This is a genomic window from Streptococcus sanguinis (assembly GCF_050225395.1).
GTDB lineage: Bacteria > Bacillota > Bacilli > Lactobacillales > Streptococcaceae > Streptococcus.
This window is the reverse complement of record NZ_CP071431.1, coordinates 2,031,161-2,056,203: the sequence shown is the minus strand read 5'-3', so window position 1 is coordinate 2,056,203 and position 25,043 is coordinate 2,031,161. Positions and strand designations below refer to the sequence as shown.

The following is a 25,043-nucleotide window of genomic DNA, read 5'->3' as shown; positions in this document are numbered from 1 at the left end:
AGGTTACCTTTCTAGAATTTTTTGTGCTTTTTCAGTATTTTTAAAGTGGAGTTTAGCAGAATGCTGCAGACCGGCCATTCCATAGGCTTGAAGAATCTGGCTGGCAACATGATCGCTCTTGCTTCCGGCCCCGCTAGGCAGGGTATAGCCTAACTCTTGGCTGAGGTTTTCTAGATTTTCCAGAAAGAGGTCACGAGCGATAATAGAGCTGACCGCAACAGCTAGGAACTTTCCTTCAGCCTTTTCAATCAGACTTACTGGATTTGGAAAATGATTTTTTTCCTGCTTTAGGTATTTATTATAGTTTTGCTGGCTGGTAAAGGCATCGATGACGATTTTTTCGGGATTGATGCCTTTCTGCAGCAGCAGGTAGATAGCTTGATTGTGCAGAGCTACCTTGACAGAGACGGCGTTGTAGACAGAAGCGATGACTTCGTTGTATTTCTCTGGCGATAAGAGCAGAGCTTGGTGGGCAATTTTTTCTTTCAAGACCGGTGCCAGTTGGCGAATCTTGCTATCGTTCAAGGTTTTAGAATCACCGACACCAAGTTTTCTCAGAAAGTCGTGCTGATCTGGAGTGACGAAAGAAGCTACGACGGCTAGACCTCCAAAGTAGGAGCCGTTGCCGACCTCATCGGTCCCAATGAGGGCAAAATTCTGAGAAGCAGGACTAGAACTGGTCTTGGTCACTTGATGGCCAAAAAAGCCAGCGTAGTGAGCAGCTTTTGCCCCTTGAAAGAGAACTTTGCCAGAGCTAAAGACACTGACCGTTGCCTGATCCAGCCGGAAGAAATATTGAATATGTGGGTTTTTGCTGGGAGCCAGCTGGCTCTGATATTTCTCAACAAAAGCCTGAATTTCGTGCTGTTTGGGACTGAGGGTGATACTTTCCATACCCCCTATTGTACCATAAAAAGGAAAAGTCGAAAGCCATAAGATTGAAAATCCTACAAAAATTTTGTAGGAGAGCACCGCTGTTTACAATGTCAAAAAAGATGAAAAAGAAAGTCCCAGTCTAGTTCCAAGTGTTTTAATAACTGACAAAGGGCTTCTTTTTTGATATAATACAATGAGGTGATTTTATGGCAAATTTGAATCGATATAAATTTACATTTGGAAACAAGACCTTAACTCTAACAACAGAACACGATAATCTCTTTATGGAAGAAGTAGAACGGGTAGCAAAGGAAAAATACAAGGCTATCAAAGAGCAGATGCCTGCGGCAGATGATGAAGTCCTGGCGATTTTGCTGGCGGTCAATAGCCTATCTACCCAGCTCAGCCGCGAGATTGAGTTTGACGACAAAGAAAAAGAACTAGAAGATTTTCGTCACAAAATGCTCAGTGATTTGAGAGAAAAGTCGGGTAAATAGAGGAGAAATAATGTTTTCTATTATTATTTTACTAATATTGGCCTGGAGTTTTTATATTGGCTACTCGCGTGGTATTGTTCTGCAGGGCTATTATGCCGCTGCGACCATGGTTTCTATGCTGGTAGCTGGAGCTTTTTATAAGAGTTTGGCTAAGTTTATCAGCCTTTGGGTGCCTTATGCCAGTGCGACTCAGGGCTCTTCGACCTATTTTTTCCCTAGCTCCCAGCTCTTTCAGTTGGATCAGGTTTTTTATGCTGGTTTGGCCTATCTTATTATTTTTACAGCTGTCTACATCCTTGGTCGCTTTTTTGGGATTTTTGCGAATCTGATTCCCTACCCCAATAAGCTAGACACCAAATGGTACAATGTGACCAGCGGAGCCATCGCTGTTTGCATCTCTATTTTTGTTTTGGGAATGTGCCTGACCATTTTAGCAACGGTGCCGATGGAGATGGTTCAGGAGCGGCTCAATAGCAGCTTCATGATTCGCTTTATTGTCAAGTATACCCCTATCACATCCAATATCCTCAAAGATCTCTGGGTGAATCAAGTTATCGGATAAGAGACGACTCAGTTGGCCTGCTAGCTGGGTTCTTTTTTACTAGAAAAGAAAATTATGAACACAAAAATTTTAGAAACCTTAGAATTTAGCAAAATTAAAGAACTTTTTGCTCCCTATCTTTTGACAGAGCAGGGGCAGCTGGAGCTGGCCCTGCTTTTGCCGACCAGCAAGAAGGAGACAATGGCCTCGGCTTTTCTGGAAATGACAGATATGCAGCAGATTTTTGTGCAGCATCCGCACTTTAGTCTGGCTGCGACTCAGGATATTACTGCCTTGACCAAGCGCTTGGGGCTGGAAAGCGACTTGAATATCGAGGAGTTTTTAGCCCTCAAGCGCGTCTTGGCTGTGACTCAGGAGCTCAAGTCCTTTTATGAGGACTTGGAAAATGTGCACTTGGAAAAGCTGGACCGTCTGTTTGATAATCTAGTTGTTTTCCCTAAGCTGCAAGGAAGTCTGCAGGCTGTGAATGATGGCGGCTTTATCGAAAGCTTTGCTAGCGAAAATTTGAGCCGTATCCGCCGAAAAATTCAAGAAAATGAAAACCAGGTGCGGGAGATTCTGCAGGAGATTCTCAAAAATAAGGGAGAGATGCTGGCGGATCAGGTAGTGGCCAGCCGGAATGGCCGCAATGTGCTGCCCGTGAAAAATACCTACCGCAACCGCATTTCAGGTGTGGTTCACGATATTTCAGCCAGTGGCAATACCGTCTATATCGAGCCTAGAGCAGTTGTCAATCTCAACGAAGAAATCGCCAGCAGTCGGGCGGACGAACGTTATGAAATTCAGCGGATTTTGCAGGAATTATCGGACCTCTTCCGTCCCCATGCAGCTGAAATTGCCAACAGTGCTTGGATTATCGGACATCTGGACCTGGTGCGTGCCAAGGTCCGCTTCATGCAGGAGACGGGAGCGGTGGTGCCAGACCTGTCGGAAGAGCAGGATATCCAACTGCTCAGTGTCCGTCATCCCCTGATTGAAAATGCAGTGGCTAATGACTTGCATTTCGGGCCAGACTTGACAGAGATTGTCATTACCGGGCCTAATACGGGTGGTAAGACTATCATGCTGAAGACCTTGGGTTTGGCTCAGATCATGGCCCAGTCAGGCCTGCCGATTCTGGCGGACAAGGGTAGTCGCGTCGGGATTTTCAGTCAGATTTTTGCAGACATTGGTGATGAGCAGTCCATTGAGCAGAGCCTGTCAACTTTCTCTAGTCACATGACCAATATCGTCTCTATTTTAGAGCAGGTTGATAGCGAGAGTTTGGTCCTGCTGGATGAGCTGGGAGCTGGGACTGACCCACAGGAGGGGGCAGCTCTGGCTATTGCTATCTTGGAAGATTTGCGTTTGAGACAGATTAAAACCATGGCGACGACCCACTATCCTGAGCTCAAAGCCTATGGTATTGAGACAGACTGGGTGGAAAATGCCAGCATGGAATTTGATACAGATAGTTTGCGGCCGACCTATCGCTTTATGCAGGGAGTTCCTGGCCGCTCCAATGCCTTTGAAATCGCTCGACGTTTGGGCTTGGCGGAAGTTATCGTTGGCCATGCCCAAGAGCAGACTGACACAGACAGTGATGTCAATCGAATCATTGAGCGCCTAGAGGAGCAGACGCTGGAAAGCCGCAAGCGCTTGGATAATATCCGCGAGGTGGAGCAGGAAAATCTCAAATTTAACCGAGCCCTCAAAAAACTTTACAATGAGTTTAACCGAGAAAAGGAAACCGAACTCAATAAGGCGCGCTTGGAAGCCCAGGAAATCGTTGATTTGGCTTTGTCAGAGAGTGAGAGCATTCTCAAAAGTCTCCATGATAAGTCCAGTCTCAAACCGCATGAGATTATTGAAGCCAAGGCTCAACTCAAAAAGTTGGCACCAGAAACGGTTGATTTATCAAAGAATAAGGTGCTCAAGCAGGCCAAGAAAAATCGGGCGCCCAAGGTGGGAGATGATATCCTAGTCACCAGCTATGGTCAGAGGGGAACCTTGGTCAAGCAACTCAAGGACGGCCGTTGGGAAGCTCAGGTCGGTCTTATCAAGATGACTCTAGAAGAGCAGGAATTTAATCTTCTCAAGGCTGAAAAAGATCAGCAACCTAAGCGCAAGCAGGTCAATGTGGTCAAGCGAGCCAATACTTCTGGACCCAAAGCCAGACTGGACTTGCGCGGCAAACGCTATGAAGAGGCTATGGAAGAGCTTGATGCCTTTATCGATCAGGCCCTCCTCAATAACATGGCACAGGTGGATATTATCCACGGTATCGGGACCGGCGTCATCCGTGAAGGGGTGACCAAATATCTCCGCCGCAACAAGCACGTCAAGTCCTTTGGCTATGCTCCGCAAAATGCCGGCGGGAGCGGTGCGACGATTGTGATATTTAAGTAAGAGGCTAGAAATGAAAATACAAACCTATGACTCGACTTATGAGAAAAGTTGGGTTTATACAAAAGCTTTGAGCTATCTCTTTTCGCCTTTCTTTGATGATATGAGCCGCATCAAGGATGAGTTTACTGAAGAGCCTTACCAAGATTCGGTTGAGCTCATAGCAGTGGAAGATGATCAGGTTGTGGGGCTTCTGGATGTTGGGATTTACACCGAAGAAGCAAGCCATGCTTATCCATATTATCCGGGAGAAAAGATAGCTTACTTCGCTAATCTGGCTGTCCATCCTGATTTTCAGAATCAAGGCATAGCCAGCCAACTCTTTCAAACTGCTTGGGAGAAGCTGCAAGAAAAGAAAGTTGAGGCCTTGATCATCTTTACCAGAGACGGAGAACAAGCAAATCACCTCTATCAGAAGTGGGGCGGCAAGCTGATTTGTCAAGAGTACTTGGTTGTCGGACGCCCCAAAGATCAAACACCGTTTTCTTTCAGCGTTGATAGGAAGCAGCAGACAATCTGTCTGACAGATAAGTCGGGAAATTCCTTAGGCTATTATCAAAGAGAAGGGCATTATATTGTCTCAAGGAAAGAAGATTTAGAGAATTTTGATATTGATGAACTTTACAAAGAACATACCTATGTCTTGAAAATCGAATAGGGCATTAGAAATTTCAGCGAGAGATAACGGCGGGTCCTTTTATGAGGGCCTGCTTTTTGCTATAATGTAAGCAGCATAAAGTGTTTCGGAGGGAAAATAATGAGAATAAAACATGCATCAGATTCCTGCACGACTATTTTGGTTGGAAAGAAAGCCAGTTATGACGGTTCAACCATTGTGGCTCGTACAGAGGATTCACAAAATGGGGTCTTTACGCCCAAGAAATTTGTCGTAGTGGAGCCACAAGACCAGCCCTGCCATTATCAGTCTGTTTTGACGTCTTTTGAGATGGATTTGCCGGACAATCCAGTCCGCTATACGGCGGTGCCTGACGCAGTTCCCAAGGATGGGATTTGGGGAGCTGCTGGGATTAACAGCTATAATGTCGCTGTCAGCGCAACGGAAACAATTACGACTAACAGCCGCGTACTGGGGGCTGATCCTTTGATAGAATCAGGTATCAGCGAGGAAGATATCCTTACGCTGGTCTTGCCCTATATCAAGACGGCTCGCGAAGGGGTTCTACGCTTAGGAAAAATCCTGGAGGAGTACGGCACTTATGAGTCCAATGGGATTGCTATCTCAGATGTCAATGAAATCTGGTGGCTGGAAACCATTGGGGGGCATCATTGGATGGCGCGGCGCGTGCCAGATGATGCCTATGTGACCAATCCCAATCAGCTGGGCAGTGATTATTTTGAATTTGACAATCCTGAGCACTTCCTCTGTCATCCAAATCTTAAAAACTTTATCGAGGAAAACCATCTCAATCTGAATTACTCAGATGAGGGCTTCAATCCACGCTATGCTTTTGGCAGCCAGAAGGATAAGGACCGTCATTACAATACACCGCGAGCTTGGGATATCCAGCGTTTTCTCAATCCAGAAGTGGAGCAAGATCCAAGGAGTTTCTTCATTCCTTGGTGCCGCAAGCCTTACCGCAAGATCACGATCGAAGATGTCAAGTATGTTCTGAGCAGTCACTATCAGGATTCGCCTTATGATCCTTACGGAGCAGAGGGAGATTACCACAGCAGACGGGCCTTCCGGACTATTGGTATCAATCGGACCAGTCAGACAGCTATCTTACAGCTGCGCCATAACAAACCGCAGGCAACGACGGGTATCCAGTGGCTATCTTATGGCTCCATGCCTTACAATACAGCTGTTCCTTTCTTTACTCAAGTCTCAACAACGCCAGACTACTTTGCCAACACAACGGACAAGGTTTCGACAGATTCTTTCTACTGGGCCAATCGCCTGATTGCTGGGCTGGCTGATGCTCATTTTAGCGGTCATGTCGGAGATTTGGATGATTATCAGGAAAAGACCATGGCTTGGGGCCATGAAATGATCGGTCGGGTAGACCGAGCTCTGGCCAAGGGCGAGGATGTGGATTTTGAAGCTGAAAATCAAGCTATGAGCGACAAGGTGCAAGAAACGACAGACCAGCTCTTGGAGAAAGTTCTCTTGGATGCCAGCAATCTCATGACCAACCATTTCTCACTGAGTGACTAAGAACCTACCCGTAGCAAATATTTTTCTTTCTCCTGCTTTTGTTGTAAAATGTTAACAAAAGTAAGCTATTAAAGGAGAAAATTTATGGTAGCAGCAGTTACAGATGCAACATTCGCAGAAGAAACAAAAGACGGACTGGTTCTGATTGACTTTTGGGCAACTTGGTGCGGTCCATGCCGTATGCAGGCGCCTATCTTGGAGCAGTTGGCAGGAGAAGTCCATGAGGATGAATTGAAAATCCTTAAAATGGATGTGGATGAAAATCCGAATACTGCCCGTGAATTTGGCATTATGTCTATTCCGACCCTTCTGTTCAAGAAAGACGGTCAAGTCGTTAAGCAAGTCGCAGGTGTTCACACCAAAGACCAGCTCAAGGCTATTATCGCCGAATTGAGTTAATAGCATAATGAAAAAATCGTTACATGTCGTAACGATTTTTTCATTATTTAGCCGATGACAGTAAAGGCCATACAATTTTGGGAAGAGCAAGTATACTATCATAGTGTGCAAAAAAAATGAAAAATCGTTTGCTCAGGCATTTCCCTATTACTTATCATATGCTACTTATTGTGAAATATGCAAAATTTCAAATGTTGGCAGTTGTGTATCGGGTTTATTGGTATAAAAAGTAAAAATACATTTTTTCCATTTATCAGGATTAAAAATAACGGCTTTGCCACTTTCGTTATTTTGCATTTGCTCATGAATGGCAAAGGATTTTAAACTTTCAGATGCTTCTATATCAATGACTTCTAATGTAGCATATTTACTTGAGTCAAAATGATCAGATATTTCGACTGATGAAGTCACTCCGATTTCAATATTTTGCCAGCCAAACGAATTTAAAATATGATCAAAATAACCATCAAATATGAATTTTGTCATTCCGTTGGTATCTTTCCAAATATATAGCGGACAATAACTGTTAAATAATTAGCCTTCAGGCTTTTCAGAGATTAAATAAACTTTGAAAAACAAATCGTCGAATCCATCCATCAAATGACCTGTATTTCGGACACGTTGTCTAATGATATCCATATCATAATCTGCTGGTAATTTTATAGTATATTGCATTGCTTGCATTGCAGTACCCCTTTTCTAATGAACTATTGACAGTATAAATGATTTATATCATGTTGAATAATACTTAAAAATGATATAATTATCATAAAAAGTGATAGGGTGTTTTAAATGAATTTTAATGATATGAGCATTTTTGTGACAATCTATGAGACAAGGTCAATAAACAAAAGTTCAAAGATCTTACAATATGCGCAATCTAATCTCAGTGTTAGATTAAAGGTGCTTGAAACTGAATTAGATACAAAATTATTTTACAGAAAATATAATGGTTTAATTCCGACAGAAAGTGGAGATTTATTTTATCAATTTTGTAAGGAAACTTCTAACAATTTAGAGAAATTAAAAAAGAAATGTGAAACCTCGAAAATATCCATCTTAATTTCAGAATTATTGTTCAATCACGATATTAATAATTCACAAACAATTGATTTGAATAAAAGTGAGATCAATATCCAAAAAACTTCGGATATACCAATCATTGCTCATCAGGAAGATTTTGATAAAATTTTTTGCTTTCAAAAAATTGAAAATTTAAAGCATTATGATGAGACTATCGGACATATTGAGTCAGTTTATGCTTGTTCGAGTATCATAAAGGCTAGTGAGGGAATGCCCATATTCGTTAATAAAGATGAAAATTGTCCTTTTAGAAAACAAAGCTTAAAGAAGTTTGCTCATTTAAAATCAGTTGTAGAAATTGATTCTTTTGAAAACATTATCAGCTTAGTTGAGAACGGGAAAGGAATCGCACTATTGCCTAAATGGTTAAACAAGAGAGCGAATATCAAGCCATACGACCAAGATATCGTTCTTATCCCATTTTATCAGTATGAAAAGCAGAACCAAAACAAGTAGACTATTTTAGAAGAAATACTAGTGCTAGAAAGAAAAAACGTTTGACAAATATTATAAATACGCTTATAATAAGTATACATATTATAAAGGAGTTATTGTAATGGAATTTAGTTTCAGTTTAAGCATGAAAGTAGCAAAAGAAGATGTATGGTCCTACTATGAAAATATTGAAAAGTGGTATGAATGGGAAGAAGATTTAAACAATATTACATTAAATGGTGGATTTAAGACAGGTTCTTGTGGGATGATGGAACTCGAAGGAATGCCCCCAATGGAATATCAGCTGACACTTGTCAAGCCCTTTGAGGAATTTTGGGATAAAACAGCGACTCCGTTTGGAGATATCCTTTTTGGTCATCAGATCATTGAGAACGATGATGGCACTGTAAATGTCAAGCACACCGTAGCTTTAGATAGCAAAGATCAGCAACATTTGGAATTTTTAAGCCAAGTTTTCTCAGATGTTCCTCAATCTATTTTTATTTTAAAAAATTGTTTGGAAAAATAAAAATTCTCTACTTAGCTAGAGAATTTCAGACCGAAGACAAACACCATTTGGAATGTTTGTCTCCGATCTGAAAGAAGCCTGAGGGCTTCTTTTTTGTATCAAAAAACGTTTACATGCTCAAAAATTTTCATAAAATATTGACAAAAGGCGAATGTTCTTTTAGAATAATAGAAAATTAATAATCAACACCGAACGAAGTTTTTCAGAAAGAGGCAGGCACCTCTGACTGTGAAATGGACGGAACTCTGGAGAGACCATGAATGGCACCGAAGGGGCAAGGCGGTTTAGAATCGCTCAAACTCTCAGGTAAAAGGACAGAGCGAAGAGGCAGGGCTTTCCCTACTCCAGCACATCCAGAGTACATGTTTTGCATGTGCTCTTTCTTTTTCTCGGTGTGAAAAGGAGCTTATATCATGTTGGAAATATTGAATCGTCTGGATTCTTTGGTTTGGGGTCCGCCCCTGCTCATTTTGCTGGTTGGTACCGGTATCTATCTCAGTCTGCGTCTGGGTTTGCTACAGATTTTTCGACTTCCGCGTGCCTTTTGGCTAATTTTTGTATCAGACGAGGAGCATCAGGGCGATGTCTCTAGCTTTGCGGCTCTTTGTACTGCTCTAGCCGCGACGGTGGGAACGGGAAATATCATCGGAGTGGCAACGGCCATTAAAACCGGTGGACCGGGTGCTCTCTTCTGGATGTGGGTAGCTGCTTTCTTTGGAATGGCAACCAAGTATGCCGAAGGTCTCTTGGCTATCAAGTACCGCCGCAAGGATGCTCATGGAGCCATGGCAGGCGGTCCTATGCACTATATCTTACTAGGGATGGGCGAGAAGTGGCGCCCGCTGGCCATCTTTTTTGCCCTAGCTGGTATCTTGGTGGCTCTTTTGGGGATTGGGACCTTTACGCAGGTCAATTCCATCACAGAGGCCATGCAGAATACTATTCAGCTGCCTCCAGCTGTGACAGCTTCTATCTTGGCTATTTTGGTGGCTCTGGTTATTTTCAGCGGCATCCAGTCTATTGCTCGAGTATCGACCAAGGTTGTGCCCTTTATGGCAGCTATTTATATCTTGGGCACTGTGACTGTCTTAGCGGTCAATCTAGATCGTCTGCTGCCCACTCTCCAGCTGGTCTTTAGCTCAGCCTTTAGCCAGACAGCTGCTGTCGGTGGCTTTGCCGGTGCGACCATCCAGATGGCAATTCAAAACGGGGTCGCGCGTGGAGTTTTCTCCAATGAATCTGGTTTGGGTTCAGCACCCATTGCAGCGGCGGCAGCTCGGACCAAGGAACCGGTAGAACAGGGCTTGATTTCTATGACCGGAACCTTTATCGACACCTTGATTATTTGTAGTCTGACAGGATTAACGATTTTAATCACAGGGGTCTGGGATGGCAATCTCAATGGTGTGTCCCTGACTCAGGCAGCCTTTGCGACTGTTTTTGCTAATTTTGGTCCGGTCCTGCTTTCAGTCTTTCTGGTCCTGTTTGCCTTTACGACTATCTTGGGCTGGAACTACTATGGTGAGCGCTGTTTTGAATTTCTCTTTGGGGTGCGTTATATCCGTGTCTATCGTCTGCTCTTTGTCCTGATGATTGTCCTCGGTGGTTTTGTAGGATTGGAAGCTGTCTGGATTATTGCAGATATTGTCAATGCACTCATGGCCTTGCCAAACTTGATTGCCTTATTAGTCTTGTCTCCAATTGTCATTAGTGAAACAAAGAAATATTTTGACAAGCATCGAAAGAACTAATCTTCGCACATAAAAAAGCCTCTAGATTTCTGTAATGATGGAAGTCTAGAGGTTTTTTGTCGAAATTAATAGCGTTTTTCTTTTGGCCAGCTGCTCATCTCGGCCACAGCTGTAAAGAGAACGTCAGTAGAAGAGTTGAGGGCGGTCTCGCAGGAGTCCTGAATGACACCGATGACAAAGCCGACGCTGACTACCTACATGGCCAAATCATTGGAAATCCGCTTGATTAGATTGGTTTTATTCCAAATGGTGATGAAGCGATGGAGCATGTCAGTTCCTGTCTTGACTTAGATACTTATTTTATTATACGATAGAAAGCTGCTGAAGGCAATGCTAGGTCGGACTAACCATTCTATGTCCGCGCAGATTGGTCTTTGTGGTATAATGGTAGTAATCTTTTTGGAGGTAGCCTATGTCTAAGACCGGAAATGTCTTTTCCCGCTATATCCAGCAGTTTGACTGGAGCAAGATTGCAGATGACCTTTTTTCCAAGTTGGTCTCTTTACTTCTGCTTTTTATCTTATTTTACATCGTTAAGAAAATCCTGCATTTGTCAGTGACCAAGATTATTGCCCCTTCTCTCAAACTATCCAAGCAGGATGTAGCCAGACAGAAAACCATTACTCGTTTGATTGAAAATCTGCTTAATTATGTCTTGTATTTTCTCTTGATTTACTGGGTTTTATCCATCTTGGGACTGCCGGTTTCCAGCCTTTTAGCTGGTGCCGGAATTGCCGGGGTGGCCATCGGGATGGGAGCCCAGGGCTTCTTGTCGGATCTGGTCAATGGCTTTTTTATCCTTCTCGAGCGACAGTTAGATGTCGGTGACAATGTTCGACTGACTAACGGCCCTATCAACATCGCTGGAACAGTAATCAGTGTAGGGATTCGGACGACGCAGGTACGGGACGCGGACGGAACGCTTCATTTTGTGCCTAACCGCAATATCATGGTTGTCAGTAATCTGTCTCGTGGAGATATGCGGGTTCTGATTGATATCCCCATTTATGCCCAGACGGATTTGGACGAGATTTACCGCATCATTTCTAAGGTCAATGAAGAAGCCGTGCCAGAACATCCAGAGATTCTCAAGGAACCGAATATTTTGGGGCCACAGATGGCTTCAAATGGCCAGTTCAACTTCCGTATCAGTATGATAGTGCAGGGAGGCATGCAGATTTCTATTTACCATATCTTCTACCGTCTTTACCATGAGGCGCTTTTACGAGAGGGGATTGAGCTTCCGACGCTTGGACCTCTTTCAAAAGGCAAGTAATTATTGATTTAGAAAGGTCCTTATGAATCAGCGAATTCAGCAGGAGATTGTCAGTGAGGACAATCTTGTTTACCGTTTAAAACGTCCTCTCCACAAGCAGGGGCTCTTTTGGGCAGCTCTGGTGTCTGGTATTATCATCTTTCTTCTGGCCTTGCTCAGCATTCTCCTCGTCATCACCACGATTGGCCTTATGGAGGAAAATGACCATCTCAAGTCCCTCACAGGCTACCATAACTCGCCTTTAGAGTCCTATAACAGCCATGCTTTTGAGAAAACAGTTGAATTTTCCAGTGGACTCAAGGTGACAGTTCATTCGGCAGTGGAAGACAGCAAGCGAGTCATGAGCGATGAGTCGACAGGAGTAGCTGTCGTTGCGACCATCACGGTTGAAAATACTTCTAAAAAGCCCATTCTGGTCAGTCCTTATGACTTTGGACTCTATGACAAGAAAGAAAATGTCTATATTTTGGACGGCTCAACCTTTGACAATACCCAAATCGGCACCAATCTGGCGCCTGGCAAGTCGATCAGCTTTGACCTAATCTTTGACGGGGAAGGCGGCGATGAGGATACCTATACCGTGACCTACGAAAATGCTAAGTGGCAAAAGGAGAAACAAAAGACACAGAAAGAGAAAAAGAAGGAGCAATAGGGAAAATTATCCTATTACTCTAATGCCTTTGCTACTTTCCGCACCCAGATTTGAAAGTGGAGGCAGCAAACTGTATAGATAAAAGAGGATTTGAGGCGAAAGTTTCAAATCTTTTTCTTGACTCTGACCTTAGAGGAGGGTGTATACTGGTGAAAATTAGAAAAGGAGATTACCATGCAAATCAATATCATTCGTTCAGATAAAGTTTATCAAGAGATGCTCGAGCTGCCCTTGGAAAAGAGAGAGGGATGTTTTCGAGCTAAATTGTTAGCGCCTTTTGCTCCCAAATACCAAACTCAACATATTCCTCTGAAAGCGAAGTACCCCGGAGGGTTTGATGCTTTGTTCCTACTTGGTTTTATGAATCAGCTACCCGGAACTCTGTCAGAGAAGGATAGACCAGCTATTGACGCTCTGAGCTCTGATCAACTCTGGCAAGATTGCCAGACTACCATCAAGAGGAGTATCAGTCTTTTCGAGCAGGCTGGCTATGACTTAGAGGTTGAGGATTATCATTTCACTATTTTATTGGGCAATCCTGAAAAACCTATGCTACAGCTCAATAAGGGTTACAGCGGAGATGGTGGAATTCCAGGATACCTCATGCTTAGTCTGCTGCCAAATGACTATACTTTGCCACGTGTGCAGGCGGCGCTGGCCCACGAGTGCAATCATAATGTCCGCTTCCAATTTATCAAATGGAACCAGCAGACGACATTAGCAGACTGGGTAGTCAGTGAAGGATTGGCAGAGTCTTTTGCTGCTGAGCTCTATGGCAAGGAGCTCATCGGACCTTGGGTCACTTCAACTAGTTCCGAGCAGTTAGAAGAGATTAAGACCATCATCTCAAATCAGCTTCAGCTAACGGGGATGGCGGAAATGGCTCCTTATCTCTACGGTGATGAAATCGCTGAGATTCAAGGTCAAATACCGGTTGGAATGCCCTATGCTGCAGGCTATGCTTATGGCTATCATCTGATACAAGCTTATCTGAAAAAGACTGGCAAGAGCATTACTGAGGCTACGGTGACACCGACAGAAGAAATTTTAGAAGCGACTAAAGACTTTTGGAAATGACACATTTTTACTTGAAAATCTACCAGAACCTGATATAATGTAGGTGATTTCTGGAGGTATCAGTATGCATTATAAAAGAATTGAATTAAAAGTCACAAATCAAGGTATCCATGAGCGCAAGATTTTTCAAGGTGTTAAAATTTTCAGCCGCAGCAAGCTCTCCAAAGATCAGAAAAGCATTCTGACGCAGAAGATTTACCTGACACCGAAGCAAAACATTGTTTACTATCAACGGACAGATGTCAACTATGACCAGAACTGGCATCATAATAAGGACTATTATGAACTAACTTATGGCCAGTTGGACAGAGAAACTGTCTTTAAGGTTTGTCAAGATTTTGACGAACTAAGTCCTTTTCTGGAGAATGAGCTGCTGGAGAAGCTAAAAGAAAAGCAGTCAGCAGGCACATTTTTTGAAAAATTAGATATATAAAAATCCGACTGCTTTTATAAGCAGTCGGATTTATTCTAGTTTGATAGTGCTTAAACAATACCTTGAGCAATCATAGCTTTGGCTACGTTTTCGAAGGTGGCGATATTAGAACCAGCCAGATAGTCTTTACTAAGTCCGTAAGTTTCAACGGTAGTTTTATCTGTGTTGGGGATGCTGGTCATGATGTTCTTGAGACAGCCAGAGTATACTGACATCTATTCATCTGATAAGAGGGATTTTATCATCCAGATATTCATAGCTGGGTGGCCGGCAGCGTTAGAAATTGGTTTTTGCAGTGATGTAAAACCATAGTGCTGATAGACGGCCACGGCCGTAGCCAGTTCAGTAGTGGTTTCTAGATAAAGCTGTTCATAACCTGCTAGGCGGGCTTCTTGGAATATCTGCTTTATCAGCCGACTGGAATAACCTTTGCCACGACTGTTTTTAGTAACATACAGTTTTTGTAATTCAGCAATCTTATCAGAAACAGGTGCAAAGCCGCCACAGCCAACGAGATGACCTTCATCTTCCAGAACAAAGTAAGCTGCCCTCTCTTGATGTTGATAATAGTCGGCCAAATGATCTAGATGAGAATCAAAGTAGACAGTTCCTGGTTTGTCAAGCCCGAATTCTTCTAGACTGGCTCGAATGAGCTGCGCTACAGCCAGATTGTCTCTCACTTCCATAGGCCGTAAGTTCATGATTTGTCCTCCGATAGGATGTATCGACTAGTTAAACAATACCTTGAGCAATCATAGCATTTGCTACGTTTTCGAAGGCAGCAATGTTAGCACCAGCCAGGTAATCTTTGCCAAGTCCGTAAGTTTCAGCGGTAGTTTTAGCTGTGTTGAAGATGTTGGTCATGATGTCTTTGAGGCGACCGTCAACTTCTTCGCGAGTCCATGACAGACGAAGGCTGTTTTGGCTCATTTCCAGAGCAGATACAGCTACACCACCAGCATTGGCAGCTTTGGCAGGTCCGTAGAAGATATCATTTTCTTTGTAAACTGCGATAGCATCCAGGTCGCTCGGCATGTTAGCACCTTCAGATACACAGATAACTCCTTGAGCAACCAAACGTTTAGCTGCGTCACCATTGATTTCGTTTTGAGTGGCACATGGAAGAGCGATGTCGTAGTTCCCAGCGTAGGTCCATACTGAACCTTCATGGTAAGTAGCAGTAGCTTTTTCAGCAGCATATTCTGTCAAGCGAGCGCGGCGTTTTTCTTTGACATCAACCAAAAGATCGAAGTCAATACCGTTTTCATCGATAACATAACCGTTTGAGTCAGATACAGAGATAACAGTTGCACCAAGCTCAGTTGCTTTTTGAAGAGCATATTGAGCTACGTTACCAGAACCGGAAATAACCACCTTCTTGCCAGCAAAGCTTTGGCCGTTAGCCTTGAGCATTTCTTCGGTATAGTAAACCAAGCCGTAGCCTGTTGCTTCTGGACGGATCAAGCTGCCACCAAAGCCAAGAGGTTTACCAGTCAAGACACCAGCATCGAATTGGTTAAGGCGTTTGTATTGGCCATAGAGGTAGCCGATTTCACGTCCGCCGACACCAATATCACCAGCTGGAACGTCAAGAGATGGGCCGATGTGCTTTTGCAATTCTGTCATAAAGCTTTGGCAGAAGCGCATCACTTCAGCATCAGTCTTACCTTTGGGATCAAAGTCAGATCCACCTTTACCACCGCCGATTGGCAGGCCAGTCAAGACGTTTTTAAAAATTTGCTCAAATCCGAGGAATTTCAAGATACCTTGGTTTACAGTTGGGTGGAAACGAAGTCCGCCTTTATAAGGACCAACTGCTGAGTTAAATTGCACGCGGTAACCGCGGTTGACTTGTACATTACCTTCGCGGTCTACCCAAGGAACACGGAAGCTGATAACGCGCTCAGGCTCAGTAATACGCGCTAGAATGTTTTCTTCAATGTATTCTGGATGTTTTTCGAAAACGGGCTCCAGAGTATTGAGAAACTCTTCAACAGCTTGGAGGAATTCTGCCTCGTGTCCGTTGCGGGCTTTTACGGTCTCGAAAGTGCTTTGGATATATTCTTTAGCAGTTGTCATCTGTCATTCTCCTTTAAATAAAATAGTAAACCATCCTGTCGGAAGCTGCTTGCAGCTTGTGTGACGAGGATGTGTTTAAATTTTTAAAACAGGCATCTTTTAGATGTCATATTTTGTTACATGGAACATTATAGCAGACTTTTTTTCTCTTGTAAAGAAAAAAGTTGAATTTTCTAAAAATTTCCACAATTTGTTTTCTGAAATATTCCAGAAAATAGCTGAGCGAACTGGATGTTTTCCGAACGTTAGTCAGGAATTGCTGGTTTAAAAAACGAAAAAGCGGAGTTTGGTGATATAATAGAGGAAATGAGCTAAAGGCACTCGCCTTCAGAAGAAAAAGGAGCGTTTTACTATGGTTTCGACATCTACACAGATTGCTGGTTTTGCATTTGACAACTGCCTGATGAATGCAGCTGGGGTTGCCTGCATGACAAAAGAGGAACTGGCGGTAGTCAAAGATTCTGCTGCGGGAACATTTGTGACCAAGACAGCGACGCTGGAATTTCGTCAGGGAAACCCAGAACCGCGCTATCAGGATGTTCCGCTGGGGTCTATCAACTCCATGGGCCTGCCCAACAATGGCTTAGACTACTATCTTGACTACCTGCTGGAACTCCAGGAAAGCGAACCAAATCGCACTTTTTTCCTCTCTTTGGTCGGTATGTCGCCAGAAGAAACCCACGCCATTCTTCAGAAAGTGCAGGCAAGTGACTTTAAAGGCATTACTGAGCTCAATCTCTCCTGCCCTAATGTCCCTGGCAAGCCGCAGATTGCTTATGACTTTGAAACGACGGAAAAAATCTTGTCAGAAGTTTTTGCTTATTTTGAAAAGCCTCTAGGCATCAAGCTGCCTCCTTATTTTGACATCGTGCATTTTGACCAGGCCGCTGCGATTTTTAACAAATATCCGCTCAAGTTTGTCAATTGTGTAAACTCTATCGGAAATGGTCTTTATGTAGAAGATGAGTCAGTGGTCATTCGTCCGAAAAATGGCTTTGGAGGTATCGGAGGTCAATACATCAAGCCGACTGCTCTGGCCAATGTCCATGCTTTTTACCAACGCCTGAAACCAGAAATCCAAATCATTGGAACAGGTGGTGTTCTGACGGGGCGCGATGCCTTTGAGCATATCCTCTGTGGAGCCAGTATGGTGCAGGTAGGAACAACCCTTCATAAAGAAGGAGTGGCAGCCTTCGAGCGTATCACCACAGAACTCAAGGCTATTATGGAAGAAAAAGGCTATGAAAGCTTAGAAGATTTCCGAGGGAAATTGAAGTATATTGAGGAGTAATCTTCTATACAAGAGTTGTTGTGATTTGAAATGAAGAACATGGCTGGGTTGATTGTCATTAAGACCCAGCTTTTTCATATCAATTTGAAGAAAGTTCTAATCAAATTGCTATAATTTCAACTTCTTTTATGAGAAAATAGGTGCAAAGAAATGAGGTGTTTTTATGGCTGAAATTTATTTAGCAGGCGGATGCTTCTGGGGCTTGGAAGAGTACTTCTCCCGCATTGAGGGTGTTGAGGAGACGACAGTGGGATACGCCAATGGACAGGTGGAATCAACTAACTACCAGCTTATTCACCAGACGGACCATGCAGAGACGGTTCATCTGATTTATGATGAAGAGCGGGTCAGTCTGCGGGAAATCCTGCTCTATTATTTCCGAGTTATTGATCCTCTGTCTGTCAACAAGCAGGGCAATGATGTTGGCCGTCAATATCGGACGGGCGTTTACTATACCAATCAAGCCGATAAGACAGTCATTGAGCAGGTCTTTGCTGAGCAGGAAAAGCAGCTGGGCCGAAAGATTGCTGTTGAGCTAGAACCTTTGCGCCATTATGTTCTAGCTGAGGACTATCATCAGGATTATCTCAAGAAAAATCCTGGTGGCTACTGTCATATCAATGTCAATGATGCCTATCAGCCCTTGGTCGATCCTGGCCAATACGAGAAGCCTACAGATGCGGAACTAAAAGACCAGCTGACGGAAGAGCAGTACCAGGTGACTCAGAATAGTGCGACAGAGCGTCCTTTCCATAATGCCTACAATGCCACTTTTGAAGAAGGAATTTATGTAGATGTGACGACTGGAGAGCCCCTCTTTTTTGCTGGAGATAAGTTTGAGTCTGGCTGCGGCTGGCCTAGCTTTAGCCGGCCTATTGCCAGAGAAGTTCTGCGATACTATGAAGACAAGAGCCATGGAATGGAGCGTATCGAAGTGCGTAGCCGTTCTGGCAATGCCCATCTGGGTCATGTCTTCACAGACGGTCCAGAAGCAGCAGGAGGCCTACGTTACTGTATCAACTCAGCAGCTCTGCGATTTATTCCAAAAGAAAAAATGGAAGCAGAAGGATATGGCTATCTGCTGACTTTCATGCAGTAAAAAGGCATAAAATCAACTCAAATGCTTCAATCAGTCATATAAATTTTTTATCACGGCGATAAATTATTTATATAAGCCAAGTCTTCTTTAACATGGTAAAATGAGAAGTAATCTTATAAAATAGAAGATTTAGAATTTTATCCATCAAAGGAGAATCAATGATGAATTTGAAAAAAATCTTTTCAGTCGGCTTAGTCGGCCTTGCAGCCTTGGGTTTGGCAGCTTGCGGCGGCTCTTCTAGTAAGGAGAGCAAATCAGCAGACGGACCTGTAACCGTTAAGGTTGGGGTGATGAGCCTGAGTGATACAGAAGAAGCGCGCTGGAACAAGGTTCAAGAGATTCTTGACAAAGAAAATGCAGGCGTTAAATTAGAATATACGCAGTTTACCGACTACTCTCAGCCTAACCAAGCTCTGCTTGACGGTGATGTGGATATCAACGCTTTCCAACATTATAATTTCCTTGAAAACTGGAACAAAGAGAAGGGAGCAGACCTTGTGTCTGTTGCAGATACCTATATCGCTCCTATTCGTCTCTACTCTGGTACAAAGGACGGCAAAAATAAATATACAGATGTGAAAGACATCCCAGAAAATGGTACGATTGCCGTTCCAAATGATGCGACAAATGAGAGCCGCGCTCTTTATCTTCTTGAATCAGCTGGCTTGATCAAGCTTGATGTTAAAGGTAAGGAACTTGCGACTGTTGCCAACATCAAAGAAAACAAGAAGAATCTGACAATTTCTGAGTTGGATGCTTCTCAAACACCAGCTTCTCTGACTTCAGCAGATGCTGCAGTTGTCAATAATACTTTCGTTCGCGAAGCAGGCATTGACTACAAGAAGGCCCTCTTCAAAGAAGAAGCCAATGAGAACTCAAAACAATGGTATAACCTGATTGCAGCGAAACCAGATTGGAAGAAATCAGACAAGGCTGACGCGATTGAAAAAATTATCAAGGCTTACCACACTGATGAAGTGAAAAAAGTTATCGAAGAATCATCAGATGGTATGGATCAACCAGTTTGGTAATTTTTAAGTTGCAGAAGGTCATTGTATTGAATAAATGAAATGATTAAGAAGGGCGGAGATTAGCTTCTCCAGCCCTTTATCTGCTATTATGGTCATTTAGTTTGAACAGTATCTGGCTTTGGGTTAGGTCGGTAAAGATTGCGGCTTGTGGCATCACATTTCCCTAGTCAAGCGACAGGCGAAATCAAACAAAAAAGGCTATAGTGGCTAAATCTCATATTGGACAAATCAAGGAGTGAATCGGAAATTATGAGCAAAGAAATTATCAAATTGGATCACATTGATGTCGTTTTTAATCAAAAAAAGCAAGACATTAAAGCTGTAGAAGATGTGACCATTCATATTAATCAGGGAGATATTTATGGAATTGTAGGCTATTCTGGTGCCGGCAAGTCTACCCTGGTCCGTGTCATTAACTTGCTGCAGGTGCCGTCTGCTGGTAAGATTACGGTGGATGATACGGTTTTCTATGATCATCATCAGGTTCAGCTTACTGCGGCTCAGCTACGTCAAAAGCGTAAGGATATCGGGATGATTTTCCAGCATTTTAACCTCATGGCTCAGATGACAGCCAAGGAAAATGTTGCCTTTGCGCTCAAGCATTCTCCTTTATCAGCTGCTGAAAAAGAGAAGAAAGTTCATACACTTTTAGACTTGGTAGGCTTAGCAGATCGGGCGGACAATTATCCTGCCCAGCTGTCTGGCGGTCAGAAGCAGCGGGTGGCTATTGCGCGGGCCTTGGCCAATGATCCCAAAATCCTAATCTCGGACGAGTCTACATCTGCTCTGGATCCGAAGACGACCAAGCAAATTCTGGCTTTATTGCAGGATTTGAATCAAAAATTAGGCCTGACTATTGTCCTCATTACCCACGAAATGCAGATTGTCAAGGACATTGCCAACCGAGTAGCAGTTATGCAGAATGGCCGACTGATTGAGGAAGGATCAGTTCTGGATATTTTCTCTAATCCCAAGAATGAGCTGACCCAAGATTTCATTACGACCGCAACCGGTATCAATGAGGCCATGATCAAAATCAACCAGCAAAAGATTGTGCAAAAACTGCCGGAAAATTCCATTCTGGCACACCTGAAATACTCAGGTGTGGTGACGGACACAGCCATTATAAACGACATTTACAAGCAGTATCAAATATCGGCCAATATTCTTCACGCCAATATTGAGATTTTAGATCATGTACCAGTCGGAGAATGGTCGTTATCTTATCTGGAGAGACCAAGCAACTGGCGGCGGTGCAGGAAAGTCTGCGCGAAGCAGGAGTAGAGCTGCATGTTCTGAAAGAAGGGAGTAACTAATGCTACAGCTGATTCAACAATTTATGCCCAATGTTTATAGAATGGGCTGGTCTGGGCAGGCTGGCTGGGGAACAGCTATTTACCTGACTCTGTATATGACTATCATTCCTTTCTTTATCGGAGGGATTCTAGGCTTTATCGCTGGTCTCTTGCTCGTCTTGACAGGGCCGAGAGGTATTTTGGAAAATAGACTGGTCTTTTTCGTCCTAGACAAGGTTACCTCTATCTTCCGAGCAATTCCTTTTATCATTCTCCTAGCCCTTATCAATCCCTTTACTCGGATTATTGTGGGAACTGGGATTGGACCGACTGCGGCCTTGGTGCCTCTTTCACTGGCTGTTTTTCCTTTCTTTGCTCGTCAGGTTCAGGTGGTCTTATCCGAATTAGACCGAGGAGTCATTGAGGCGGCACAGGCTAGTGGAGCAACCTTCTGGGACATTGTTGGTGTTTACTTGCGGGAAGGTCTGCCGGATTTGATTCGTGTGACGACAGTTACGCTCATCTCTCTGGTTGGTGAGACTGCTATGGCCGGAGCGATTGGAGCTGGTGGACTGGGAAATGTTGCCCTGACTTATGGTTATCAGCGTTTCAACCATGATGTGACTATTCTTGCGACCATTCTTATTTTGCTGCTCATCTTCTTTATTCAGTTTGTTGGGGATTTCCTGACACGGAAGATTAGTCATAGATAATGATTGACAACTAGGGCCACAGCTGGGGCTCTTTTTTATGCCATGATTTTATTAAAAGACTTGCACAATTAGATTAGGCTTGTTATAATAGCTAAAATCTCTTGAAGCCAATTGTTGGGAAAGTGAGGATATGGCGGATGAAAGCTTATACAAATGTCAATCTGGTGACCTGTGACAGCGTATTTCGTGTTTACCGGGACGGGCTGCTAGTGATTGAAGACGACCGCATTGCCTACTGTGGTCCCTATGATGAAAAATGGCTAGGGAAATGCAGTGAAACAGTGGATTATGAAGGTGCTTGGATCATGCCAGGGCTGGTCAACTGTCATACTCACTCGGCCATGACCTTGCTGCGCGGGATTCGTGATGACAGCAATCTGCATGAATGGCTGGAGGACTATATCTGGCCAGCAGAAAGTCAATTCACGGAGGATCTAACGACCGAGGCTGTCCAGCTGGCTCTCGCTGAAATGTTGCTGTCAGGAACAACGACTTTTAACGACATGTATAATCCTCAGGGAGTGGATATTGACCGGATTTATCAGACTGTGCGGCAGTCTGGTATGCGCTGCTATTTCTCACCAACACTCTTTAGCTCAAAGTCAGAAACAGCAGAAGAGACTCTGGCTCGTACTCGTGGTATTATTGAGAAAATCCGATCCTATAATGATGGAGATTTTCAGGTCATGGTGGCGCCTCACTCGCCTTATGCCTGTGACGAAGAACTGCTCAAGGGCAGTCTTGAGTTAGCGCGTGAGCTGGATTTGAAGCTTCATATCCATGTGGCGGAGACACAGGAAGAAAATAAAATCATTCTGGAGCGTTATGGTAAACGGCCTCTGGCTTTCTTAAAGGGGTTGGGCTACTTGGAGCAGCCAGGTATTTTTGCTCACGGGGTTGAACTAAATCCGTCTGAGATTGCGGATTTAGCGACTTCACCAGTCAGCATCGCCCACAATCCTATCAGCAATCTCAAGCTGGCTTCTGGTGTAGCTCCGGTGACCGACTTACTAGCCGCTGGGGTGACCGTTGGCCTAGCGACGGACTCTGTCGCTTCCAATAATAATCTGGATATGTTTGAAGAAGGTCGGACAGCTGCCCTCCTTCAGAAGATGCGAGCAGGAGATGCGACTCAGTTTACGATTGAGCAGGCCTTGAAAGCTTTGACCATTGAAGGAGCCAAAGCTCTGGGCTTAGAGAAAAAAATCGGCAGTCTGGAAACGGGCAAACAAGCCGATTTCATTGTCATTCAGCCTAAGGGACGACTTCATCTTTATCCTTTGGAAAATATGCTGTCGCACCTAGTGTACGCAGTCAAAGGCAGCGATGTTCAGGATGTCTACATTGCAGGACAGCAGGTTGTCCGAAACGGCCAAGTGCTGACCGTTGATGTAGGGAGTTTTGTGTAAGAATGAAAGTCGAGTTTCAGCTCGGCAATCAGCTCTTAGAATTGAAAAAATAGAAAATGAAGCAGGAGATTGGGAGAGATTGCCGCAATTTGAAGATTGTAGCATGCTTCTCCCAGCTTCTGCTTTTTGCTTTCCTTTTCTTTTGGCAGTAAAAATAGTACAATATAGTAAAGGTTGATGTGCTGTTATCAAGCAAGAAAAAGCGGAGAAATGCGATGGATAAAAAATTTCTTTGGGAGAAGATTCAGACTTTTTTTCAGGAACTTTGGAAAAAGATATCGGGTTTTGCTACGGAGCACACTCTTCTGACAGATGCCTACCAAGCTTGGCGGGATTGGATTAAGAAGTTGCCGCTTCCTCGTCCTAAGTTCTTTCAAAAACAGCTTAGCAATCGGCAGTTTGTCGGAGTGCTTTTAACAGTTGTTGGACTGTCAGCTGGCTTAATTCTGCTGTCAGAGCATGTGCAGGACTTCTCCTTTCTGTTGCCTAGTAAGAAAGAGCAGCAGTCAGATTCCTCACAGAATCAGACGGTTCGTATCATGGCGACTGGAGATTTGCTTTATCACGACGGCCTTTATCTGAGTGCTCAGAAAGAAGATGGCACTTATGATTTTTCTGAGAATTTCCAATATGCTAAGGAATGGCTTCGGCAGGGAGATTTGGTCTTAGGGGACTTTGAAGGCACGATTCGGCCGGACTATCCCTTGAATGGCTATCCGCTTTTTAATGCTCCAGAAGCCGTAGTTCCAGCAATCAAGGATGCTGGCTATCAGGTGATGGACCTAGCTCATAATCACATTTTAGACTCTGGCTTGGAGGGAGTTTTCACTACAGCTCAGGCTTTTGAAAAAGAGGGAATCACTCCCATTGGTGTTTATCCGCATGAAAGCCGCAGTCAGGCACCGCTCTTGATAAAGGAAGTTAAAGGCATTAAGATTGCACTGCTAGCTTACTCCTATGGTTACAATGGAATGGAGGGGCTTCTCAGTCAGGAAGACTATGACAATCGCCTGTCCGATCTGGATGAAGAAAAGATGCGAGCCGAGATTGAGCGGGCAGAAAAGGAAGCGGACATCACGGTTGTTATGCCTCAGATGGGGATAGAGTACCAGCTGGAGCCGACAGAAGAGCAGATGACCCTTTACCATAAAATGGTTGACTGGGGAGCAGATATCGTCTTTGGAGGGCATCCGCATGTGGTTCAGCCGGCGGAGAGTTTAGAGAAAGACGGCCAGAAGAAGCTGATTATGTATTCTATGGGGAATTTTATTTCCAATCAGCGCATCGAAACTATGGAGGGAATTGAAAATGCTCATTGGACCGAGCGCGGAGTGCTGATGGATGTTACCATTGAAAAGACAACAAAGGGCACGCAGATAAAAAGTGCTCAGGCTCATCCGAGCTGGGTCAGCCGAGTGGAAAAAGGCACTACTTCGGCAGACGGTCTACCTTTATACACTTACCAGACCTGGATTTTGGACGACTTTGTCGAAGGTGGCAAGTATCGAGACAAACTGGATCAAGAAACCAGAGCACGGATTGATACCGCCTATCAGGAAATGAATTCTCATGTTGGACTGAATTGGCCGGGGCAATAAATTACTTGACTAAGATTTTTAGCCAGATTGGATTTGCCAATCTGGTTTTTGCTGTTTTAAAATTGAGGACTTTGTTATAATTAAAAAGGATTATAGAACTGTTAATGAGTGAAACTGACAGCTTTCGAGCTCGTCTATTATTTTGACTTATTTGATTAGAAAGAAAATGAAATGCATTTTGGTTTGTGGCTGCTTTTGTATATTATACCCATGTTTATCTTGTTTTTGTTGCTAGTGTGCTCCCTGGTCTTGTTGATTTTCTGCCTGTTTCTGAGAAGAAATCTCTTCAAGGAAAAGCAGGGACGCAATTTGCTACTAGCTATCTTTTGGCTGGGGCTCTTCAATCTTCTGTTGAACTTGCTAGTATAGAAACGATGAGGTCGTAATGAGAACAATC

Annotated in this window: 24 protein-coding genes, 4 pseudogenes and 1 riboswitch; of the genes and pseudogenes, 22 read left to right on the top strand and 6 right to left on the bottom strand. The window is 43.7% G+C overall.

Annotation, left to right across the window (positions count from 1 at the left end; genetic code table 11):
- Positions 1-3 precede the first annotated feature (3 nt).
- Positions 4-894, bottom strand: a complete 891-nt coding sequence (rnhC, locus tag J1C81_RS09985) for a ribonuclease HIII (RefSeq protein WP_002916031.1) — start codon at positions 892-894, stop codon at positions 4-6.
- Positions 895-1,082: 188 nt separating this feature from the next.
- On the opposite strand from rnhC, the gene J1C81_RS09980 reads away from it, so the two are divergent.
- From J1C81_RS09980 to trxA, 6 genes are all read left to right on the top strand, one after another.
- Positions 1,083-1,373 (top strand): hypothetical protein, encoded by a 291-nt coding sequence (locus tag J1C81_RS09980; protein WP_002896593.1) that lies wholly within the window; start codon positions 1,083-1,085, stop codon positions 1,371-1,373.
- A 10-nt stretch (positions 1,374-1,383) separates the two neighbouring features.
- Positions 1,384-1,935, top strand: a complete 552-nt coding sequence (locus J1C81_RS09975; RefSeq protein WP_002903748.1) for a CvpA family protein — start codon at positions 1,384-1,386, stop codon at positions 1,933-1,935.
- A 54-nt stretch (positions 1,936-1,989) separates the two neighbouring features.
- Entirely contained in the window at positions 1,990-4,323 is a 2,334-nt protein-coding gene (locus J1C81_RS09970; RefSeq protein ID WP_002916030.1) for an endonuclease MutS2, read from the top strand.
- Between the two features lie 10 nt (positions 4,324-4,333).
- Entirely contained in the window at positions 4,334-4,978 is a 645-nt protein-coding gene (locus J1C81_RS09965; RefSeq protein WP_002916029.1) for a GNAT family N-acetyltransferase, read from the top strand.
- Between the two features lie 99 nt (positions 4,979-5,077).
- Complete coding sequence (locus tag J1C81_RS09960) at positions 5,078-6,496, top strand: C69 family dipeptidase (protein ID WP_002916028.1); 1,419 nt, start codon at positions 5,078-5,080, stop codon at positions 6,494-6,496.
- Between the two features lie 84 nt (positions 6,497-6,580).
- On the top strand, positions 6,581-6,895 hold the full coding sequence (gene trxA, locus J1C81_RS09955) for a thioredoxin (protein WP_002898369.1): 315 nt from the start codon (positions 6,581-6,583) through the stop codon (positions 6,893-6,895).
- A gap of 165 nt (positions 6,896-7,060) precedes the next feature.
- Here trxA and J1C81_RS09950 read toward each other — a convergent pair.
- A pseudogene (locus J1C81_RS09950) lies at positions 7,061-7,579 on the bottom strand (DUF4865 family protein).
- Positions 7,580-7,687: 108 nt separating this feature from the next.
- Here J1C81_RS09950 and J1C81_RS09945 point away from each other — a divergent pair.
- The 3 genes from J1C81_RS09945 (at position 7,688) to J1C81_RS09935 (ending at position 10,693) form a co-directional block, all read left to right on the top strand.
- The gene (locus J1C81_RS09945; RefSeq protein ID WP_002916025.1) at positions 7,688-8,434 is read left to right on the top strand and encodes a LysR family transcriptional regulator; all 747 of its coding nucleotides are present in this window, start codon (positions 7,688-7,690) and stop codon (positions 8,432-8,434) included.
- A 100-nt stretch (positions 8,435-8,534) separates the two neighbouring features.
- Positions 8,535-8,942, top strand: coding sequence for a hypothetical protein (locus J1C81_RS09940; RefSeq protein WP_002916024.1), 408 nt, complete (start codon positions 8,535-8,537; stop codon positions 8,940-8,942).
- 235 nt (positions 8,943-9,177) lie between these two features.
- Positions 9,178-9,270: riboswitch (glycine riboswitch) on the top strand.
- An 85-nt stretch (positions 9,271-9,355) separates the two neighbouring features.
- Positions 9,356-10,693: an alanine/glycine:cation symporter family protein gene (locus J1C81_RS09935; protein ID WP_002916023.1), complete on the top strand. Its 1,338-nt coding sequence runs from the start codon at positions 9,356-9,358 to the stop codon at positions 10,691-10,693.
- A 65-nt stretch (positions 10,694-10,758) separates the two neighbouring features.
- Here the strand turns inward: J1C81_RS09935 and J1C81_RS09930 are convergent.
- Positions 10,759-10,911, bottom strand: a pseudogene (locus J1C81_RS09930) (serine/threonine transporter SstT); the annotation flags it as partial.
- Between J1C81_RS09930 and J1C81_RS09925 the strand changes: the two are divergent.
- From J1C81_RS09925 to J1C81_RS09905, 5 genes are all read left to right on the top strand, one after another.
- Positions 10,856-10,984, top strand: a complete 129-nt coding sequence (locus tag J1C81_RS09925; RefSeq protein WP_002916022.1) for a hypothetical protein — start codon at positions 10,856-10,858, stop codon at positions 10,982-10,984. The pseudogene J1C81_RS09930 and the gene J1C81_RS09925 sit on opposite strands and share 56 nt — an antisense overlap.
- A gap of 121 nt (positions 10,985-11,105) precedes the next feature.
- The gene (locus J1C81_RS09920; RefSeq protein ID WP_002907299.1) at positions 11,106-11,969 is read left to right on the top strand and encodes a mechanosensitive ion channel family protein; all 864 of its coding nucleotides are present in this window, start codon (positions 11,106-11,108) and stop codon (positions 11,967-11,969) included.
- A gap of 22 nt (positions 11,970-11,991) precedes the next feature.
- Complete coding sequence (locus J1C81_RS09915; protein WP_002916021.1) at positions 11,992-12,621, top strand: DUF4352 domain-containing protein; 630 nt, start codon at positions 11,992-11,994, stop codon at positions 12,619-12,621.
- A gap of 174 nt (positions 12,622-12,795) precedes the next feature.
- The gene (locus J1C81_RS09910) at positions 12,796-13,698 is read left to right on the top strand and encodes a DUF2268 domain-containing protein (protein WP_002916020.1); all 903 of its coding nucleotides are present in this window, start codon (positions 12,796-12,798) and stop codon (positions 13,696-13,698) included.
- A 64-nt stretch (positions 13,699-13,762) separates the two neighbouring features.
- The gene (locus J1C81_RS09905) at positions 13,763-14,131 is read left to right on the top strand and encodes an EXLDI protein (protein WP_002916019.1); all 369 of its coding nucleotides are present in this window, start codon (positions 13,763-13,765) and stop codon (positions 14,129-14,131) included.
- Positions 14,132-14,181: 50 nt separating this feature from the next.
- Here the strand turns inward: J1C81_RS09905 and J1C81_RS09900 are convergent.
- From J1C81_RS09900 to gdhA, 3 genes and pseudogenes are all read right to left on the bottom strand, one after another.
- Positions 14,182-14,331 (bottom strand): annotated as a pseudogene (locus tag J1C81_RS09900) (NADP oxidoreductase); the annotation flags it as partial.
- Between the two features lie 15 nt (positions 14,332-14,346).
- Positions 14,347-14,832 carry a GNAT family N-acetyltransferase gene (locus J1C81_RS09895; RefSeq protein ID WP_002916017.1) on the bottom strand — a complete coding sequence of 162 codons (486 nt, stop codon included), beginning with the start codon at positions 14,830-14,832 and terminating at the stop codon, positions 14,347-14,349.
- Between the two features lie 31 nt (positions 14,833-14,863).
- Positions 14,864-16,210, bottom strand: coding sequence for an NADP-specific glutamate dehydrogenase (gdhA, locus tag J1C81_RS09890; RefSeq protein ID WP_002916016.1), 1,347 nt, complete (start codon positions 16,208-16,210; stop codon positions 14,864-14,866).
- A gap of 352 nt (positions 16,211-16,562) precedes the next feature.
- Between gdhA and J1C81_RS09885 the strand changes: the two genes are divergently transcribed.
- The 8 genes and pseudogenes from J1C81_RS09885 to J1C81_RS09850 all read left to right on the top strand — a co-directional run bounded on the left by J1C81_RS09885 (position 16,563) and on the right by J1C81_RS09850 (position 25,032).
- A complete protein-coding gene (locus tag J1C81_RS09885) occupies positions 16,563-17,501 on the top strand; it encodes a dihydroorotate oxidase (RefSeq protein WP_002916015.1) in 939 nt (312 codons plus the stop codon).
- Between the two features lie 163 nt (positions 17,502-17,664).
- A complete protein-coding gene (gene msrB, locus J1C81_RS09880; protein WP_002916014.1) occupies positions 17,665-18,600 on the top strand; it encodes a peptide-methionine (R)-S-oxide reductase MsrB in 936 nt (311 codons plus the stop codon).
- Between the two features lie 158 nt (positions 18,601-18,758).
- Complete coding sequence (locus J1C81_RS09875) at positions 18,759-19,631, top strand: MetQ/NlpA family ABC transporter substrate-binding protein (protein ID WP_002896572.1); 873 nt, start codon at positions 18,759-18,761, stop codon at positions 19,629-19,631.
- Positions 19,632-19,880: 249 nt separating this feature from the next.
- Positions 19,881-20,947 (top strand): annotated as a pseudogene (locus J1C81_RS09870) (methionine ABC transporter ATP-binding protein).
- Positions 20,947-21,639, top strand: a complete 693-nt coding sequence (locus J1C81_RS09865) for a methionine ABC transporter permease (RefSeq protein WP_002898357.1) — start codon at positions 20,947-20,949, stop codon at positions 21,637-21,639. Before J1C81_RS09870 ends, J1C81_RS09865 begins: the two are co-directional and overlap by 1 nt.
- Before the next feature lie 137 nt (positions 21,640-21,776).
- Positions 21,777-23,048 carry a TRZ/ATZ family protein gene (locus J1C81_RS09860; RefSeq protein ID WP_002916012.1) on the top strand — a complete coding sequence of 424 codons (1,272 nt, stop codon included), beginning with the start codon at positions 21,777-21,779 and terminating at the stop codon, positions 23,046-23,048.
- A 215-nt stretch (positions 23,049-23,263) separates the two neighbouring features.
- Positions 23,264-24,646, top strand: a complete 1,383-nt coding sequence (locus tag J1C81_RS09855) for a CapA family protein (RefSeq protein ID WP_002916010.1) — start codon at positions 23,264-23,266, stop codon at positions 24,644-24,646.
- Between the two features lie 185 nt (positions 24,647-24,831).
- Positions 24,832-25,032, top strand: coding sequence for a hypothetical protein (locus J1C81_RS09850; protein WP_002916009.1), 201 nt, complete (start codon positions 24,832-24,834; stop codon positions 25,030-25,032).
- Positions 25,033-25,043 lie beyond the last annotated feature (11 nt).

Coding starts and splice junctions, on each gene's coding strand:
- J1C81_RS09970 (WP_002916030.1), top strand. CDS start 1,990: ATGAACACAAAAATTTTAGAAACCTTAGAATTTAGCAAAATTAAAGAA.
- J1C81_RS09915 (WP_002916021.1), top strand. CDS start 11,992: ATGAATCAGCGAATTCAGCAGGAGATTGTCAGTGAGGACAATCTTGTT.
- J1C81_RS09895 (WP_002916017.1), bottom strand. CDS start 14,832: ATGAACTTACGGCCTATGGAAGTGAGAGACAATCTGGCTGTAGCGCAG.
- J1C81_RS09940 (WP_002916024.1), top strand. CDS start 8,535: ATGGAATTTAGTTTCAGTTTAAGCATGAAAGTAGCAAAAGAAGATGTA.
- J1C81_RS09945 (WP_002916025.1), top strand. CDS start 7,688: ATGAATTTTAATGATATGAGCATTTTTGTGACAATCTATGAGACAAGG.
- gdhA (WP_002916016.1), bottom strand. CDS start 16,210: ATGACAACTGCTAAAGAATATATCCAAAGCACTTTCGAGACCGTAAAA.
- J1C81_RS09865 (WP_002898357.1), top strand. CDS start 20,947: ATGCTACAGCTGATTCAACAATTTATGCCCAATGTTTATAGAATGGGC.
- J1C81_RS09965 (WP_002916029.1), top strand. CDS start 4,334: ATGAAAATACAAACCTATGACTCGACTTATGAGAAAAGTTGGGTTTAT.
- J1C81_RS09960 (WP_002916028.1), top strand. CDS start 5,078: ATGAGAATAAAACATGCATCAGATTCCTGCACGACTATTTTGGTTGGA.
- J1C81_RS09905 (WP_002916019.1), top strand. CDS start 13,763: ATGCATTATAAAAGAATTGAATTAAAAGTCACAAATCAAGGTATCCAT.
- rnhC (WP_002916031.1), bottom strand. CDS start 894: ATGGAAAGTATCACCCTCAGTCCCAAACAGCACGAAATTCAGGCTTTT.
- trxA (WP_002898369.1), top strand. CDS start 6,581: ATGGTAGCAGCAGTTACAGATGCAACATTCGCAGAAGAAACAAAAGAC.
- J1C81_RS09980 (WP_002896593.1), top strand. CDS start 1,083: ATGGCAAATTTGAATCGATATAAATTTACATTTGGAAACAAGACCTTA.
- J1C81_RS09975 (WP_002903748.1), top strand. CDS start 1,384: ATGTTTTCTATTATTATTTTACTAATATTGGCCTGGAGTTTTTATATT.
- J1C81_RS09910 (WP_002916020.1), top strand. CDS start 12,796: ATGCAAATCAATATCATTCGTTCAGATAAAGTTTATCAAGAGATGCTC.
- J1C81_RS09920 (WP_002907299.1), top strand. CDS start 11,106: ATGTCTAAGACCGGAAATGTCTTTTCCCGCTATATCCAGCAGTTTGAC.
- J1C81_RS09855 (WP_002916010.1), top strand. CDS start 23,264: ATGGATAAAAAATTTCTTTGGGAGAAGATTCAGACTTTTTTTCAGGAA.
- J1C81_RS09935 (WP_002916023.1), top strand. CDS start 9,356: ATGTTGGAAATATTGAATCGTCTGGATTCTTTGGTTTGGGGTCCGCCC.
- J1C81_RS09860 (WP_002916012.1), top strand. CDS start 21,777: ATGAAAGCTTATACAAATGTCAATCTGGTGACCTGTGACAGCGTATTT.
- J1C81_RS09875 (WP_002896572.1), top strand. CDS start 18,759: ATGATGAATTTGAAAAAAATCTTTTCAGTCGGCTTAGTCGGCCTTGCA.
- J1C81_RS09885 (WP_002916015.1), top strand. CDS start 16,563: ATGGTTTCGACATCTACACAGATTGCTGGTTTTGCATTTGACAACTGC.
- msrB (WP_002916014.1), top strand. CDS start 17,665: ATGGCTGAAATTTATTTAGCAGGCGGATGCTTCTGGGGCTTGGAAGAG.
- J1C81_RS09925 (WP_002916022.1), top strand. CDS start 10,856: ATGACACCGATGACAAAGCCGACGCTGACTACCTACATGGCCAAATCA.